At 57.9% G+C, this 15,801-nt stretch carries 15 protein-coding genes; 7 read left to right on the top strand and 8 right to left on the bottom strand.

Features of this window, described 5'->3' with window-relative positions; translation table 11 throughout:
- The first annotated feature begins 166 nt into the window (after positions 1-166).
- Positions 167-1,552 (top strand): IS4 family transposase, encoded by a 1,386-nt coding sequence (locus tag ACYZT8_RS11695; RefSeq protein WP_461981240.1) that lies wholly within the window; start codon positions 167-169, stop codon positions 1,550-1,552.
- An 82-nt stretch (positions 1,553-1,634) separates the two neighbouring features.
- Here the strand turns inward: ACYZT8_RS11695 and ACYZT8_RS11690 are convergent, their stop codons facing one another.
- The 6 genes from ACYZT8_RS11690 to ACYZT8_RS11665 form a co-directional block, all read right to left on the bottom strand.
- Positions 1,635-2,081: an NUDIX hydrolase gene (locus tag ACYZT8_RS11690; protein ID WP_461981238.1), complete on the bottom strand. Its 447-nt coding sequence runs from the start codon at positions 2,079-2,081 to the stop codon at positions 1,635-1,637.
- A gap of 115 nt (positions 2,082-2,196) precedes the next feature.
- Positions 2,197-2,745, bottom strand: a complete 549-nt coding sequence (locus ACYZT8_RS11685) for a cupin domain-containing protein (RefSeq protein WP_007946335.1) — start codon at positions 2,743-2,745, stop codon at positions 2,197-2,199.
- 326 nt (positions 2,746-3,071) lie between these two features.
- The gene (locus ACYZT8_RS11680) at positions 3,072-4,007 is read right to left on the bottom strand and encodes an IS110 family transposase (RefSeq protein WP_461980300.1); all 936 of its coding nucleotides are present in this window, start codon (positions 4,005-4,007) and stop codon (positions 3,072-3,074) included.
- Positions 4,008-4,301: 294 nt separating this feature from the next.
- Positions 4,302-5,585, bottom strand: coding sequence for an NAD(P)/FAD-dependent oxidoreductase (locus tag ACYZT8_RS11675; protein WP_461981236.1), 1,284 nt, complete (start codon positions 5,583-5,585; stop codon positions 4,302-4,304).
- Between the two features lie 52 nt (positions 5,586-5,637).
- Positions 5,638-7,128: an aldehyde dehydrogenase gene (locus ACYZT8_RS11670; protein ID WP_461981234.1), complete on the bottom strand. Its 1,491-nt coding sequence runs from the start codon at positions 7,126-7,128 to the stop codon at positions 5,638-5,640.
- Positions 7,129-7,315: 187 nt separating this feature from the next.
- Complete coding sequence (locus ACYZT8_RS11665; protein WP_461981232.1) at positions 7,316-8,692, bottom strand: glutamine synthetase family protein; 1,377 nt, start codon at positions 8,690-8,692, stop codon at positions 7,316-7,318.
- A gap of 280 nt (positions 8,693-8,972) precedes the next feature.
- Here ACYZT8_RS11665 and ACYZT8_RS11660 point away from each other — a divergent pair, with 280 nt between their 5' ends.
- From ACYZT8_RS11660 to ACYZT8_RS11640, 5 genes are all read left to right on the top strand, one after another.
- On the top strand, positions 8,973-9,734 hold the full coding sequence (locus ACYZT8_RS11660) for a gamma-glutamyl-gamma-aminobutyrate hydrolase family protein (RefSeq protein WP_461981230.1): 762 nt from the start codon (positions 8,973-8,975) through the stop codon (positions 9,732-9,734).
- A gap of 361 nt (positions 9,735-10,095) precedes the next feature.
- The gene (potA, locus tag ACYZT8_RS11655) at positions 10,096-11,238 is read left to right on the top strand and encodes a polyamine ABC transporter ATP-binding protein (protein WP_461981228.1); all 1,143 of its coding nucleotides are present in this window, start codon (positions 10,096-10,098) and stop codon (positions 11,236-11,238) included.
- 29 nt (positions 11,239-11,267) lie between these two features.
- On the top strand, positions 11,268-12,149 hold the full coding sequence (locus ACYZT8_RS11650; RefSeq protein ID WP_461982428.1) for an ABC transporter permease subunit: 882 nt from the start codon (positions 11,268-11,270) through the stop codon (positions 12,147-12,149).
- On the top strand, positions 12,146-13,030 hold the full coding sequence (locus tag ACYZT8_RS11645; protein ID WP_461981226.1) for an ABC transporter permease subunit: 885 nt from the start codon (positions 12,146-12,148) through the stop codon (positions 13,028-13,030). The genes ACYZT8_RS11650 and ACYZT8_RS11645 overlap by 4 nt, the downstream gene beginning before the upstream one ends.
- A gap of 247 nt (positions 13,031-13,277) precedes the next feature.
- The gene (locus ACYZT8_RS11640; RefSeq protein WP_461981224.1) at positions 13,278-14,375 is read left to right on the top strand and encodes a polyamine ABC transporter substrate-binding protein; all 1,098 of its coding nucleotides are present in this window, start codon (positions 13,278-13,280) and stop codon (positions 14,373-14,375) included.
- 259 nt (positions 14,376-14,634) lie between these two features.
- Here the strand turns inward: ACYZT8_RS11640 and thpR are convergent, their stop codons facing one another.
- The gene (thpR, locus tag ACYZT8_RS11635) at positions 14,635-15,174 is read right to left on the bottom strand and encodes an RNA 2',3'-cyclic phosphodiesterase (protein WP_461981222.1); all 540 of its coding nucleotides are present in this window, start codon (positions 15,172-15,174) and stop codon (positions 14,635-14,637) included.
- Positions 15,175-15,235: 61 nt separating this feature from the next.
- Here thpR and ACYZT8_RS11630 point away from each other — a divergent pair, with 61 nt between their 5' ends.
- Positions 15,236-15,430, top strand: coding sequence for a hypothetical protein (locus tag ACYZT8_RS11630; RefSeq protein WP_461981220.1), 195 nt, complete (start codon positions 15,236-15,238; stop codon positions 15,428-15,430).
- 14 nt (positions 15,431-15,444) lie between these two features.
- Here ACYZT8_RS11630 and ACYZT8_RS11625 read toward each other — a convergent pair whose 3' ends face one another.
- A complete protein-coding gene (locus ACYZT8_RS11625) occupies positions 15,445-15,798 on the bottom strand; it encodes a DUF1428 domain-containing protein (protein WP_461981218.1) in 354 nt (117 codons plus the stop codon).
- Between the last annotated feature and the right edge of the window lie 3 nt (positions 15,799-15,801).

The following is a 15,801-nucleotide window of genomic DNA, read 5'->3' as shown; positions in this document are numbered from 1 at the left end:
AGCCTCAGTACAAAAAAGTGACAGATTTATCTAAATAGGTCTGTCACGAATGGCACTTACTTAACAGCTAACCACTTGAGCTGAAAGCAAAAAATGAAGAAGGGCTGGTCTTGGTCTACGGTGATAGTTGCGAACACACCCCGACAAACCAAGGACACAGCCCCAAATGGATCGTAGACGTGAAATTCTTCAGCATCAACAGCAACGTTTTCATCGACACGCTTCGGACTGCGATGCCTATGCGTTTTTCAATCTCCTCACGTCTCCCGATCTCTTACAACGCGTCGAGTCTGCACTGCCGGAACATCGGGAACGCCTGTTTCCGCCAACTGAAACGTTGTCTATGTTCCTGGCTCAAGCAATGAGCGCCGACCGCTCCTGCCAGAACGCCGTGAACGACTTGTCCATCAAACGGTCTTGTGGCGGCATGAAGCCCAATAGCATTCGCACGGGCGCCTACTGCAAAGCCAGAAAGCGCCTGCCTGTGGAAATGGTTTCCACGCTGGTCAGGCACACCGGTGCTTCGATAAGTGATAACGCACCCTCGTCGTGGCGCTGGATGGGACGGCCTGTGCGGCTGGTGGATGGCACGACGGTCAGCATGCCCGACACAGCGGCCAATCAGGGCGCCTATCCGCAATCTCGCGGCCAGAAAGTCGGTCTTGGTTTTCCGTTGTGTCGAGTGGTGGGCATCGTCTGCCTCTCCAGCGGCGCCGTTTTAGATGCTGCCCTTGGGCGTTTCCGAGGCAAGGGCGGCGATGAACAGACGCTGCTCAGATCAATGCTCGACACGTTGAAAACAGGTGACATTTTGTTGGGCGACGCTTACTACGCTACCTATTTCTTGCTGTGCGAGTTGCAACGAAGAGGTATCGATGGCGTGTTCGAACAATACGGTGCTCGACGGCGCAGCACGGACTTTCGCCTAGGGCAGAGTCTCGGTTCGGAAGATCACCTGATCGAATTGAAAAAGCCTGCAAGAAGACCGCTGTGGATGAGTCAAACGCATTACGAAAAGGCGCCTGAAAGACTGACCGTGCGAGAGTTGAAGGCGGGTGGGAAAACTTTGGTCACCACGTTGCATTGCCCAAAGCAGACACCTAAAACAGCCCTGAAATCGCTGTACAAGGGACGATGGCATGTTGAACTGGATCTGCGCAATCTCAAAGCTACGCTGGGGCTTGGAAAGTTAAGCTGCAAAACCCCAGGCATGGCAGTCAAGGAGTTGTGGGTCTACCTGTTGGCACACAATCTGATCCGAATGCTGATGGCGCAATCGGCGCTGTTAGCGGACTGTTTACCTCGCGAACTGAGCTTCAAACACAGTCTTCAGCTATGGCTGGCGTTGCGACAATATGGCAGCCCCGAAGACGAGGATGGCCTGTCGAATTTATTGATGCTGATTGCTCAGAGGCGCGTCGGGAATCGGCCTGGTCGTATCGAGCCGCGAGCCATAAAACGAAGACCTCAAGCCTACCCCTTGCTGACCAAACCACGTCGGTCAGCAAGGGCAGATGTCAGAAAAAACGGGCACCCAAAACATGTTAAGTAAGTGCCATTCAGGTCTGTCACCTTTTACACTTCGTCACCTTTTAACCAAGTCACCTTTTAACCTGTCACCTTTTAACCAAGCATCAATCCAGCAGTGCAACCTTCTTCAGCAGCTCGTACAACCCGGCAGGAACCAGCGGCGTATCGCCAGTAATACTGTCGAGCGGCAGCCACTTCGCAATAAAGGTAGCGCCATCGGTTTCTTGAGCGTTCAAGTGGGGCCGTTCATAGACGCTGGCATCCACGAATTTCGCGTCGTAGACCTGCACGATTTCGTGCCCAGGCGTGCAGGCATAGGTGAAGATGTTTTCGAGCGTGCCGAGTAAGCGAACATCGGTGATGGATAAACCGAGTTCTTCATCGACCTCACGTATTACGGCTTGGGCACTGGTTTCGCCAAACTCGATTCCGCCACCGATTGGGCGCGTGATTGGCCTTCCCGTAACGGGGTCGTGCGCTTCGTTGACCAGTATCTTGCCATCGTGATGGAAGATGCAGAGTGCGAGGGGGCGGATGCGGTGTGCGGTCATGTGGTGAAGTCCATTTACTTTGTTTAAACCCTGGAGCAGATGCTTCCATTTGGCATGGGTGGTGGCTGCGGACGCAGCCTTCGGCAGCTGCTACAGGGTAGTGTCCGTTTTGAGATCAGAAGTTGGCCGGGGTGTTGGCGCTGATGATTTCAGCTTCATCCTGGCCGATATTGCGAAACTTGTGAGGCAGCGTCGTCGGAAAGTAATACCCATCACCAGCGTTGAGCACACTGATCTGTCCATCAACCGTCAGCTCAACAGTGCCACGGGTCACAAGCCCACACTCCTCCCCTTCAGAGTGCACAATCGGCTCTTCCCCCGAACTCGCGCCAGGCGCGTATTGCTCGCGCAACAAACGCATCTGCCGGCTCGGCACCGACGCGCCAATCAGCAGCAACCGTAGCCCATGACGGCCCAAATCCGGCTGTTCATTGGCGCGGAATACGTATTGGTGTTCGCGAGGCGGTTGATCAAAGGTGAAGAAGTCCGCCAAAGACATAGGAATGCCTTCGAGCAGTTTTTTCAGGGAGCTGACGGAGGGACTGACGCGATTCTGTTCGATCAGGGAGATGGTGGCATTGGTGACGCCGCTACGCCGGGCCAGCTCGCGCTGGGACAGTTTGTAGCTTTCGCGTACTAATTTGAGTCGTGAGCCCGTGTCCATGACAGCCTTATGCGAGAAATACTTAAGGGTTATGGGGGTGGATGGCGGGCGACTTTTGGCCGCGAAAGTACCGCTTCCCTGTCCCGGAATTGTGAAAGGCGGGTATTAAATCACGTTTGGTGGTGTTGCTCAGCAGGTTCGATAAGTGGTTGGGTGAAAAGGTTGTCTGGACCTTAAGTCGGGGGGGCGGTTGGGATTGAGGGTGGCTGGCAGGACCTCATCGCGAGCAGGCTCGCTGCCACAGGTTAGTCCCCGGCGTATACAAATTTTGTGTCCGTCACAGATCTAATGTGGGAGATTCTATGTTGCCCGACAACCCTGAATTCTCAGGCTGACAGGTATTCGCTCTGATTTTTCATCAGGGCAAATGCCACTCGACAGAGCTTTCGGGCCAAGGCGACCAAGGCCTGGGTTTTCGAGAAGCCTCTAGCCAGGTATGCCTCGTAAAACGGCTTCCATTTAGACGAGCGACACGCCGCCATTGCGGCGTTGTAAGCCAAACGACGAACCTCCGGATCTCCTTTTTTGGTCAGGTACCGCCGCCCATTCTTCTTGCCGGAGTCGTCGACTGCCAAGTCCATTCCCAGGAATGCGATGAACGCATCGCTGTTCGCAAAATCACCCCGCATAAAAGTCGTCGCCAACCCCGTTGCGGTCAATTCCCCAACACCTTCTATGGCTTTGCAGCGATCAATATTCTCTTCAATCCCTGCCTCTTTGCTGACCTTGCGCAGCAGTTTCTGAATAGCCTGATCCGCTTGCTTGAACGCCTTCTGCTGAGCGGCCTGCACTTTCTTCAACAAGGGTTCATGGGCCCAACTCAACATCAGCCCAGCATGGTTCTGGATCAGCGTTGCACGTCTATGGAGAAGGCTTTTCAGTGAGCTGTAGGCCTTGGGTGGCGGGCTCCAGACCCGCAGTTTGTTTTGTTCACTCTCCAAGTAACGCGCCAGCAAACGCGCATCGCAGGGATCATTCTTGGCTCGTTGGCCGACGCCACGGCGGTAATGACTTACCCGATAAGCATCCACCACGTAGACCTGATGACCCATTTCATGAGCCAACTCAACCGTGTCCAGGTGGTAAATGTTGGTGGCTTCAACGGCAATAGCGCTTTGGGCGGGCAGGGTTTTAAGCCAACGTTTAAGGGTGGTTCGATCGTTCTTAATGTCTTGAATGATTTGCAGGTCGGTGCGATAGACAGCAATTTGGGCCTTGGCGATATCGATACCAACAACCGTCTGCGAAGTAAGGATTGTCATGACAAATCCTCGGAGCTAGGGTTTAAGTGCTTGTTGGGGTCTACCGTTGCGCTGGCTTGTCTCTATCGTCGGTTTACCGATGAATTCCTTATCGGCGCTTTGGGTAGAAGGGGCGGGACGAGAAGTCTCCCACGGTCTGTACTGGTCAGAGTCAGAATCGAGTCTGTAGTCCCGCCCACCCCTTCAAGTCTAAACATACAAGCGAGCCTGCTCGCGATGGCGGTGTGTCGGACGACATTGATGGCGACTGATATGGCCTCATCGCGAGCAGGCTCGCACATTTAATCGGGGCGATTAGATGCCGAACCGATCACGCAACGCGTAATACGCGGCGCCCATGGCGGTGAGCGGGGCCTGGAAGGTGCGGCCGCCGATCATGGGCATGTGCGGCAACGATGCGAAAGCATCGAAGCGTTCGGCGTCGCCGCGGATCATTTCCGAGATCAGCTTGCCGGCCAGGTGCGAGCAGGTGACGCCGTGGCCGCTGTAGCCTTGCATGTAGTAGGCGTTTTTCTCGATGCGGCCAAATTGCGGCATGCGGGACATGGTCAGCAGGAAGTTGCCGGTCCAGCGGTAGTCGACTTTCACGTCCTTCAATTGCGGGAAGGTCTTGAGGATTTTCGGCTTGATCAGTTGCTCGATGTCGTCCGGTTCGCGGGCACCGTAGACCACGCCGCCGCCGTACAGCAGACGGTTGTCGGCGGTGAGACGGTAGTAATCGAGCAGGTAGTTGCAGTCTTCGACGCAGTAGTTGTTTTTGATCAGGCTGCGCGCGACTTTCTCGGACAACGGTTCGGTGACGACGATTTGCGAACCGCACGGCATGCTTTTGCGGGTGACGCGGTTGTCGAGGTCTTGGGGCAGGTAGGCGTTGCCGGCGATCAGCAGGTACTTGGCGCGGACCAGGCCTTTGGCGGTGCGCACGGTGATCGGCTCGCCGTAGGTGATTTCCACCGCGGCCGATTGCTCGTAGATTTTGCCGCCAAGGCCGATGATGGCCGAGGCTTCGCCGAGGGCCAGGTTCAGCGGGTGGATGTGGCCACCCTGCAGGTCGAGCAGGCCGCCGACGTAGTTGTCGCAACCTACCTCGCGTTTGATGTCCGCGGCGTCGAGCATCTTCAGGTTTTTGTTGCCGTAGCGTTCCCAGCTGCTTTTCTGCTCGGCCAGGCCTTTGAGTTGCTTTTTGTTCAGCGCGGCGAAGATGCCGCCCGGCTTGTAGTCGCACTGGATGTCGTAGTGTTGTATGCGCTGACGAATGATGTCGGCGCCTTCGAAGATCATGCTGCCGAGGACTTCGGCGGTCTTGTCGCCGTAGCGCTCTTCGATCACATCGACGTCGCGGCTATAGGAGTTGACCAGTTGACCGCCGTTGCGACCGCTGGCGCCGAAACCGACTTTGGCGGCTTCGAGCACGGTCACGCTGTAACCCGCTTCGCAGAGGAACAGGGCCGAGGACAAACCGGTGTAGCCGGCGCCGATGATGCAGACGTCGCAATCGACCGCTTGTTCCAGCACCGGAAAATCACCGGTGAAGTTGCGGGTGGCGGCGTAGTAGCTGTTTACATGTGCTTGTTTCATAGGTTTCTCCGATGGCCGTCGACACCTGCCGACGACCGCCGTTGTAGAAGTATTAGAGCTTGATCCAGGTCGCTTTGAGCTCGGTGTATTTGTCGAACGCGTGCAGCGATTTGTCCCGACCGTTACCCGACTGCTTGTACCCGCCGAACGGCGCGGTCATGTCGCCGCCGTCGTACTGGTTGACCCAGACGCTGCCGGCGCGCAAACCGCGGGCGAAGGTGTGGGCCTTGCTCAGGTTGCTGGTCCAGACGCCGGCGGCCAGGCCGAAGATGCTGTCGTTGGCGATGGCCAAGGCTTCTTCAGCGGAGTCGAAGGTAATCAGCGAGAGTACCGGGCCGAAAATCTCTTCCCGAGCGATGGTCATGGCGTTGGTCACGCCGTCGAAAATCGCCGGTTCCACGTACAAGCCACCGGTGGCTTCGAGGGTGCGGCTGCCGCCGGCGATCAATTGCGCGCCCTGGTCTTTGCCGACCTGGATGTAGCGCAACACGTTGTCCAGTTGACGCTGATCGACGACGGCGCCGACGGTGGTTTCCGGGTCCAGTGCGTGTCCCGGTTTCCAGGCTTGCAGCGCTTCCACCAGCAGCGGAATGAACTGCTCGCGAATCGAACGCTCGACCAGTAAACGCGAGCCGGCAGTGCAGACCTCGCCCTGGTTGAAGGCAATCGCACCGGCCGCCGCTTGTGCTGCCGCGCGCAAATCCGGCGCATCGGCGAACACCACGTTTGGACTCTTCCCCCCTGCTTCGAGCCAGACGCGTTTCATGTTGCTTTGCCCGGCGTAAATCAGCAGCTGCTTGGCAATCGCGGTGGAGCCGGTGAAGGCCAGCACATCGACGTCCATGTGCAACGCCAGCGCCTTGCCGACAGTGTGACCGTAGCCCGGTAGAACGTTGAACACGCCTTTCGGGATGCCCGCCTCCAGGGCAAGCTGCGCGATGCGGATGGCAGTCAGTGGCGACTTTTCCGAAGGCTTGAGGATGAACGAGTTGCCGGCGGCGAGGGCTGGGGCGAACTTCCAGCTGGCCATGATCAGCGGGAAGTTCCACGGCACGATGGCGGCGACCACGCCCGCAGGTTCGCGGGTGATGAGGCCGAGTTGGTCGTGCGGCGTGGCGGCGACTTCGTCGTAGATCTTGTCGATGGCCTCGGCGCTCCAGCGGATCGCGTTAGCGGTCGCCGGGATGTCGATGTTCATCGAATCGTTGATCGGCTTGCCCATGTCGAGGGTTTCGAGCAGGGCGAGTTCTTCCTGGTTGGCCAGGATCAGGTCGGCGAAGCGGATCAGAATGCGCTTGCGCTCGGCCGGGGCGAGGTTGGCCCAGATGCCGGAATCGAAAGTGCGGCGCGCGACGGCGACGGCTTCGTTGGCGTCGGCTTCGTCGGTGCTGGCGACGTTGGCCAGGAAGCGGCCATCGACCGGGCTGATGCATTCAAAGGTGTCGCCGCTGAGTGCCGGGCGGTATTGGCCGTCGATGAATGCGCGGCTTTCGATGGATAAGGACTGGAAGCGTTGCTCCCAGTCGCTGCGAGTGTTTGTCATGGTTGTGACTCGACGCAGAGGAATAGTTGATCGTCAGTTAAAACTTGAAATGCAATCCCCTGTGGGAGCGAGCCTGCTCGCGATAGCGGTGTGTCAGGCGACATCAATGTTGAATGTGCCGACGCCATCGCGAGCAGGCTCGCTCCCACAGTTGATCGGGTTTTCAGCCTGGATCCGGTGTTACCCATCAAACGGTGTGCAAGTACCAGTTGTACTCAAGGTCCGAGATGGAGTTCTCGAACTCGGCCAGCTCGCTTTCCTTGCACGCCACGAACACGTCGATGTACAGCGGGTCGATGTACCTGGCCATGACTTCGCTGTCGTCCAGCTCACGCAATGCATCGCGCAGGTTGTTCGGCAGGCTCTGCTCGTTTTGCTCGTAGCTGTTGCCTTCCACCGGGGCGCCCGGCTCGATTTTGTTGGTCAAGCCGTGGTGAATACCGGCCAGCACCGACGCCATCAGCAAGTACGGGTTGGCATCGGCGCCCGCGACGCGGTGTTCGATGCGCACCGAGTCCGGCGAACCGGTCGGCACTCGCACGGCAACGGTGCGGTTGTCGATGCCCCAGCTCGGCGAGTTAGGTACGTAGAACTGCGCGCCGAAGCGGCGGTACGAGTTGACGTTCGGGCACAGGAAGGCCATCTGCGCCGGCAGGGTCTCGAGCACACCGCCGATCGCGTGTCGCAGCGCGGCGTTCTGCTCGGGATCCTCGCTGGCAAAGATGTTGTTGCCTTCTTTGTCGAGAATCGAAATGTGCACGTGCAAACCGTTGCCCGCCTGGCCCGGATACGGCTTGGCCATAAACGTGGTGTCCATCTCGTGGTCGTAGGCGATGTTCTTCACCAGACGCTTGAGCAACACCGCGTAGTCGCAGGCCTTGATCGGGTCATTGACGTGATGCAGGTTCACTTCGAATTGCGCCGGGGCGCTTTCCTTGACGATGGCGTCGGCAGGAATGCCCTGCTCTTTCGCGCCTTCGAGAATGTCTTGCAGGCAGTCGACGTACTCGTCGAGGTCGTCGATCAGGTAGACCTGGGTCGACACCGGACGCTTGCCCGATACCGGCGAACGCGGCGACTGCGGACGACCGTTCACGTTGTCCTGGTCGATCAGGTAGAACTCCAGCTCGAACGCCGCGCAGATGGTCAGGCCCAGATCGTCGAACTTGCGCACGATGTTGGCCAGCACTTCGCGTGGATCGGCAAAGAACGGCTCGCCTTCCAGTTCGTGCATGGTCATCAGCAACTGAGCGGTTGGGCGCTTCTGCCACGGCTCGATGCTCAGGGTGCCAGGGATAGGGAAGCAGATCCGGTCCGAGTCGCCGATGTCCAGACCCAGGCCGGTGCTTTCCACCGTAGAACCGTTGATGTCCAGAGCAAACAGAGATGCCGGGAGGTTGATGCCTTTTTCGTAAACCTTATGAAGACTGGTGCGCTCGATGCGCTTGCCGCGCACCACACCGTTCATATCCGCAATCAGAAGGTCGACGTACAAAACCTCAGGATATTTCTTAAGGAATGCGTTTGCTTCGTTGAGTTGAACGGTACGCAGAGGGACCGACATGATGCACCTATTAGCTGTTAATTATTATGTTCACTACCTTGTTGCGAGCCCAGTCAACCCGAACGGCAAAGTGAAGTCAATAGCGAACACTTGCCCGCTCAACCTTTATTTTCGGGCCTTTTATGGGCACGAGAGTGCCAATCAAGTCCTGCGCACCGCGTAAACCCTCAGGATCGGACGTACGGCGTTTAGAATTTTTTACATGAGAGTTGTTAATTAAAATCAACAAGGCTAAGCTCCGGAAAAGCTCGTTCAAGTGTGAAACTTCGAGGTGATAAAAATGGCATTCAAGCCATTGATCGGCGTTACTGCATGCGTCAAACAGATTGGCCTGCACCCCTACCACGTCAGCGGCGACAAGTACTTGCGTGCTGTCAGCGTCGCGGCTCTGGGGCTGCCTGTGGTCATTCCTTCCTTAGGCGAATTGACTGAAATCGAGGATGTGCTCGCGCATCTCGACGGTCTGCTGCTGACCGGCTCACCTTCGAATGTGGAACCTTTCCACTATCAAGGCCCGGCCAGTGCCCCCGGCACGGATCACGATCCGGCGCGGGACGCCACCACCCTTCCTTTATTGCGTGCAGCCATTGCGGCGGGCGTTCCGGTGCTCGGCATCTGCCGCGGCTTTCAGGAAATGAACGTGGCGTTCGGCGGCAGCCTGCATCAGAAGGTGCATGAACTGCCCGGCATGCTCGATCACCGGGAAGCGGACAGTCCGGAGCTGGCGGTGCAATACGCACCGGCGCATACGTTGACGGTGCAACCAGGCGGCGTGTTCGAAGCACTGGAGTTGCCGGCCGAGTTCATGGTCAATTCGATTCACAGTCAGGGCATTGATCGATTGGCGCAGGGCTTGCGCTCGGAAGCCATCGCGCCGGACGGATTGATCGAGGCGATTTCCGTGGAGCACAGCCCGACCTTTGCCGTCGGCGTGCAATGGCACCCGGAATGGCAGGTCCTGTCGAACCCGCCTTACTTGAGTATCTTCCAGGCGTTCGGCGATGCGTGCCGGCGACGGGCTGCGTTGCGTAAAACCCGCTGACTTAAAACACGAATTTACTGCCCCCGCGAGTCAGGCGGGCGTGCCTTTGCGCGTCCGTGACCTGCGAAACAACACACTGCAATAACAACAAGTACGACCCCGGCAGCCAGGACGGCGGCGCCGAATAAGCCCGAGCGGTATGGGCCAGTGAGCCAAACGCAAATCCCCTGTGGGAGCGGGCTTGCTCGCGAAGACGGAGTGTCAGTCGACATCATCGTCACAGATACACCGCTTTCGCGAGCAAGCCCGCTCCCACAGGGGACCGCGTTTCGATTGGCTGGCACCACCCGGTTTGGGCTTGCAATCCACTCTTAAGTCAGGCCGCGTTGGCCCGACGACTGAAACCTGTTGGGAGTTTCACATGGCAAACGCCTCCAGCATCTACAGGAAGGCTCTTGAAGGTCACCAGGCACCGAAAAAGGTGCTGGTAAAAGTCGACCGCGTCACCAAGAAATTCGACGAAACCTGCGCAGTAGACGATGTCTCGCTTGAGATTCATCAAGGCGAAATCTTCGCCCTGCTCGGCGGTTCCGGTTCCGGCAAATCGACGCTGCTGCGTATGCTCGCCGGCTTCGAGCGCCCGACCGAAGGCCGGATCTTCCTCGACGGCGTCGACATCACCGACATGCCGCCGTACGAACGGCCGATCAACATGATGTTCCAGTCATACGCCTTGTTCCCGCACATGACGGTGGCGCAAAACATTGCCTTCGGCCTCAAGCAGGACCGTTTGCCCGCCAGCGAAATCGACGCCCGCGTTGAAGAGATGCTGCGCCTGGTGCACATGACCCAGTACGCCAAACGCAAACCTCATCAGTTGTCCGGCGGTCAGCGTCAGCGCGTCGCCCTCGCCCGCTCCCTGGCCAAACGTCCGAAGCTGTTGCTGCTCGACGAACCGATGGGCGCCCTGGATAAAAAGCTGCGTTCGCAGATGCAACTGGAGCTGGTGGAAATCATCGAGCGGGTCGGCGTGACGTGCGTGATGGTGACCCACGACCAGGAAGAGGCCATGACCATGGCCCAGCGCATTGCGATCATGCACCTGGGCTGGATCGCGCAGATCGGCAGCCCGGTCGACATCTACGAAGCACCGGTCAGCCGTATGGTCTGCGAGTTCATAGGCAACGTGAACGCCTTCGAAGGCACCGTTGTAGAAGACCTTGAAGGTCACGCGATCATTCACAGCCCGGATCTGGAACAGAAGATTTACGTCGGTCACGGCGTCAGCACCTCGGTGCAGGACAAGTCGATCACCTACGCGATCCGCCCGGAAAAAATGCTGGTCAGCACCCTCAAGCCGGACACTCGCTACAACTGGTCCGAAGGCAAAGTGCATGACATCGCCTACCTCGGCGGTCACTCGGTGTTTTACGTGGAGCTGCCTGGCGGCAAGGTCGTGCAATCGTTCATGGCCAACGCCGAACGCCGTGGCGCCCGTCCGACCTGGGACGACAAAGTCTACGTGTGGTGGGAAGACGACAGCGGCGTGGTACTGCGCTCATGAAAACACTCAATCAGCAGTTCATGCGGCTGATGCCGAGTGGTCGAAAGCTCGTCATCGGGATTCCATTCCTGTGGCTGTTCCTGTTCTTCATGCTGCCGTTCTTCCTGGTGATGAAGATCAGCTTCTCGGAAGCGGCGCTGGCCATTCCTCCTTACTCCGAGATCTACACCTTCGCCGAACAGAAATTCCAGCTACTGCTGAACCTCGGCAACTACTCGCTGCTGACCCAGGATGAGCTGTACATCTCGGCCTACTTCGGCTCGTTGAAGGTCGCGTTTTTAAGCACGCTGATGTGCCTGGTGATCGGTTTCCCGATGGCCTACGCGATCACCAAGGCGAGCAAGGAAACGCAAAACGTTCTGCTGTTGCTGATCATGATGCCGACCTGGACCGCGATCCTGATCCGCGTGTATGCGTGGATGGGCATTCTCAGCAACAACGGTTTGCTCAACGGCTTTTTGATGTGGACCGGGCTGACGGATCACCCGATCGAGATCCTCAACACCAACACGGCCGTCTATATCGGTGTGGTGTATGCGTATCTGCCATTCATGGTGTTGCCGCTGTACGCCAACCTGGTCAAGCACGATCAAAGCCTGCTGGAAGCCGCGTCCGACCTGGGCTCGAGCAACTTCAACAACTTCTGGAAAATCACTGTGCCGCTGGCCAAGAACGGGATCATTGCCGGCTGCATGCTGGTGTTCATTCCGGTGGTCGGCGAGTTCGTGATTCCGGAACTGCTGGGTGGTCCGGAGACGCTGATGATCGGTCGAGTGCTGTGGCAAGAGTTCTTCAACAACCGCGACTGGCCGGTGGCGTCTGCCCTGGCGGTGGTGATGCTGTTGATCCTGATTGTGCCAATTCTGCTGTTCAACCGCAGCCAGGCCAAAGAGATGGAGGCACGGGGATGAAACGTTTCGGATTTTCAAAGTTCATGCTGGTTTTCGGCCTGTCGTTTATCTACCTGCCGATGTTGATTCTGGTGATCTACTCGTTCAACGCCTCGAAACTGGTGACGGTGTGGGGCGGCTGGTCGTTCAAGTGGTACGCCGGCTTGCTCGACAACACGCAACTGATGGGTTCGGTGGTGCGCTCGCTGGAAATCGCCTGCTACACCGCGATTGCGGCTGTTGCGCTGGGGACGTTGGCGGCATTTGTGCTGACTCGCGTGACGCGCTTCAAGGGTCGTACGTTGTTTGGCGGCCTGGTGACGGCGCCGTTGGTGATGCCGGAAGTGATCACCGGTCTGTCACTGTTGCTGCTGTTCGTTGCGATGGCGCAGTTGATCGGTTGGCCGATGGAGCGTGGCATCGTCACGATCTGGATCGCCCACACCACGTTCTGTGCGGCGTATGTGGCGGTGGTGGTCTCGGCGCGTTTGCGTGAACTGGACCTGTCCATCGAAGAAGCTGCGATGGACCTTGGGGCGAAGCCGTTCAAGGTGTTTTTCCTGATCACCATTCCGATGATTGCGCCTTCACTGGCGGCCGGCGGCATGATGTCGTTTGCCCTGTCGCTGGATGACCTGGTATTGGCGAGTTTCGTGTCCGGCCCGGGTTCGACGACCTTGCCGATGGAAGTGTTCTCGGCGGTACGACTGGGCGTGAAGCCTGAGATCAACGCTGTGGCCAGCCTGATTCTGCTCGCCGTTTCGATCGTGACCTTTATGGTCTGGTACTTCAGCCGCCGCGCCGAAGCCACCCGTAAACGTGCGATTCAGGAAGCGATGGACCAGACCGCCAGCGAATCGTGGCAACAACCGAAGAAGCAAATGGTAGAAGCGACGGCGTAGTGCCGTTGCTGATGAGGTAAGTGAACTTCATCCTGTGGCGAGCGAGCTTGCTCGCGCTGGGTTGCGAAGCGACCCCAAGATTTCTGGCAACCCTGCCAATTTTGTGAGTGCTGCGCACTCAAGCGGGAGCAAGCTCCCTCGCCACAGAATTTTTGTTTACTCCACAGGATTTGATTTTGCTGCACAGGGTTTTGTCTTCACTGCATTTTGCTGTGTGATTTTGAATAAAAAGAATGGAGTTGTACCGATGAAAATGTTTGGCAGGACTCTGCTGACACTGTCCTTATTGGGCGCAATGGCTACCGGCGCCCAGGCCAATGACAAGGTACTGCGCGTCTATAACTGGTCGGATTACATCGCCCCGGACACGGTCAAGAAGTTCGAAGACGAGACCGGCATTCGCGTGACCTACGATGTGTTCGACAGCAATGAAACCCTTGAGGCACGCCTGCTCGCCGGCAAATCCGGCTACGACATCGTCGTGCCGTCCAATAGTTTCCTGGCCAAGCAGATCAAGGCCGGTGTCTATCAGGAACTGGACAAGTCGAAGCTGTCGAACTGGAAGAACCTCAATCCGGTGCTGCTGAAAAACGCCTCCGCGAGCGACCCGGATAACGGTCACGCCTTCCCGTACATGTGGGGTTCGATCGGCATTGGCTTCAACCCGGCCAAGGTCAAGGAAGTGCTCGGCGCCAACGCACCGACCAATTCCTGGGACCTGCTGTTCAAACCGGAAAACGCCGAAAAGCTCAAAGCCTGCGGCATCAGTTTCCTCGACTCGCCGACGGAAATGCTCCCGGCGGCCCTGCACTACCTGGGTTACCCGGTGAACTCGCAGGACAAGGGTCAGATCGCTGAAGCTGAAGCGCTGTTCATGAAGATTCGGCCTTCGGTGGCGTATTTCCATTCGTCGAAATACATCTCCGACCTGGCGAACGGCAACATCTGCGTCGCGGTCGGTTACTCCGGTGACGTGCTGCAAGCCAAGGCTCGCGCTCAGGAAGCGGGCGACAAGGTGAAGATCGATTACAGCATTCCGAAAGAAGGCGCCGGCAGCTTCTACGACATGGTCGCCATCCCACGAGACGCGGCGAACGTGGAAAACGCCTACCTGTTCATGAACTTCCTGATGCGCCCGGACATCATCGCCGAGATCACCAACAACATCGGCTACAGCAATGCCAACGCAGCGGCCACGCCGTTGGTGGATGAGGCGATCCGGGATGATCCGGGGTCGTATCCGCCGCAAGACGTGATGGCAACGCTGTATGCCATTCCGGATATGCCAATCGGCGTTCAGCGGGTGATGACTCGGGGCTGGACGCGGGTGAAGCTCGGGAAATAGTCGTTCAACTTGAAATTGCCATCGCGGGCAAGCCCGGCTCCCACAGGGATCTGTGGTGGAACACAACGTTATGAGCAACCCCAAATCCTGTGGGAGCCGGGCTTGCCCGCGATGAGGCCAGACCATTCAACATCAAAACTGGCCACAAACCATTTCCGTTCACGCAGCGCCTTACCACCGCTGCACCCTCTCTGACGAACGGCCTCACCTGGCTTCCTCGGTTCAGGTGAATTCGGGCGCCCTCCTCGGGCGCCTTTTTTTATAAGGGGACAAGCGGCCATTCGGCCACCGCCCGATACCGCCCTTTATGGGATTCAAACAAGACAAAGCCATCAGCCCGCAGGAAAAATTCGGGCGGCGTTGCGGACTCAGGCACCGGCACTCGATAGTCGCGCATCAACGTCAGGTGCGGTCGAAACTCCTTAGGCGAATCCTCCAGGCCAAACGGCAACATCGCCTGTTCCAGCGCATACACCAGACGCAGCAACTCCGGCGGTGCCTGCTCCGGCGCCAGCACCAGAACCCCTGCCCTGCGCCAGACCTCCATTCGATCCAGCGCCAACCTCAGCGGCGCACCCGGTACGCGAACCTTTGCCGCCGCCGTACAGATCTCGCCAATCTGCGCCACGCCGACAGCCCCCAAAAACAACAATGTCAGGTGAAAGTTTTCCGCCGGCACCGGGCGCCCGCTGCGCAGCTCAAGTGCGCTGCGCCACTGGGCAATGGCCTTGCGTTGCTCGGGCGGGCAATTGAGTGCGAAAAACAGCCGTTTGGACGGTTCATGGGATTCGTCAGTCATGCCTGGCAGCTCCTGACATGCACGTTATAGTTGAACCAGCCGAATTCAACGGGAGGGGGCCATGCGAGCAATCATCAGCAAAGAACCATGGTGGGCGATGCCACCGAAACCGGGTCAGGATGAGTCCGAGCTGGAATGGGGCTGGCTGGTTCACTATAGCGAAGGTGAGCCGCGCTTCGAGTTCGTGAGAGAACGGCCGACGGACAATGAGATCCGCAATCGCAAAAGTTGCAGGATCACCCCGTCGGCGGAGTGATCCTTGGGTCGGGATCAGGCCGTCACGATCACTTCGAAACCACCAAAGACCAGGCGCTGACCATCGAATGGCATCGGATTGACGTCCGGCTGCATGCGTGGATCGTGCATGAGTTTGTCCATGCCCGCATTACGGGTGGCCTTGTCGGGCCAGATGATCCAGCTGAACACCACGGTTTCGTCTTCCTTGAGTTTTACCGCCATGGGAAACGAGGTCACCTTGCCGTCCGGCACATCGTCGCCCCAGCATTCAGTGACGCTGAGCGCGCCGCTTTCCTTGAAAATGACGGCGGCGGTTTCGGCGTGTTTCTTGAATTTCTCGCGATTGGCGGTGGGTACGGCAGCGAGGAAGCCATCAACGTAGGACATGGT

It is taken from the genome of Pseudomonas sp. LB3P93 (assembly GCF_054898025.1).
The sequence above is the reverse complement of the archived record's forward strand: the minus strand, read 5'-3'. Positions and strand labels throughout refer to the sequence as shown.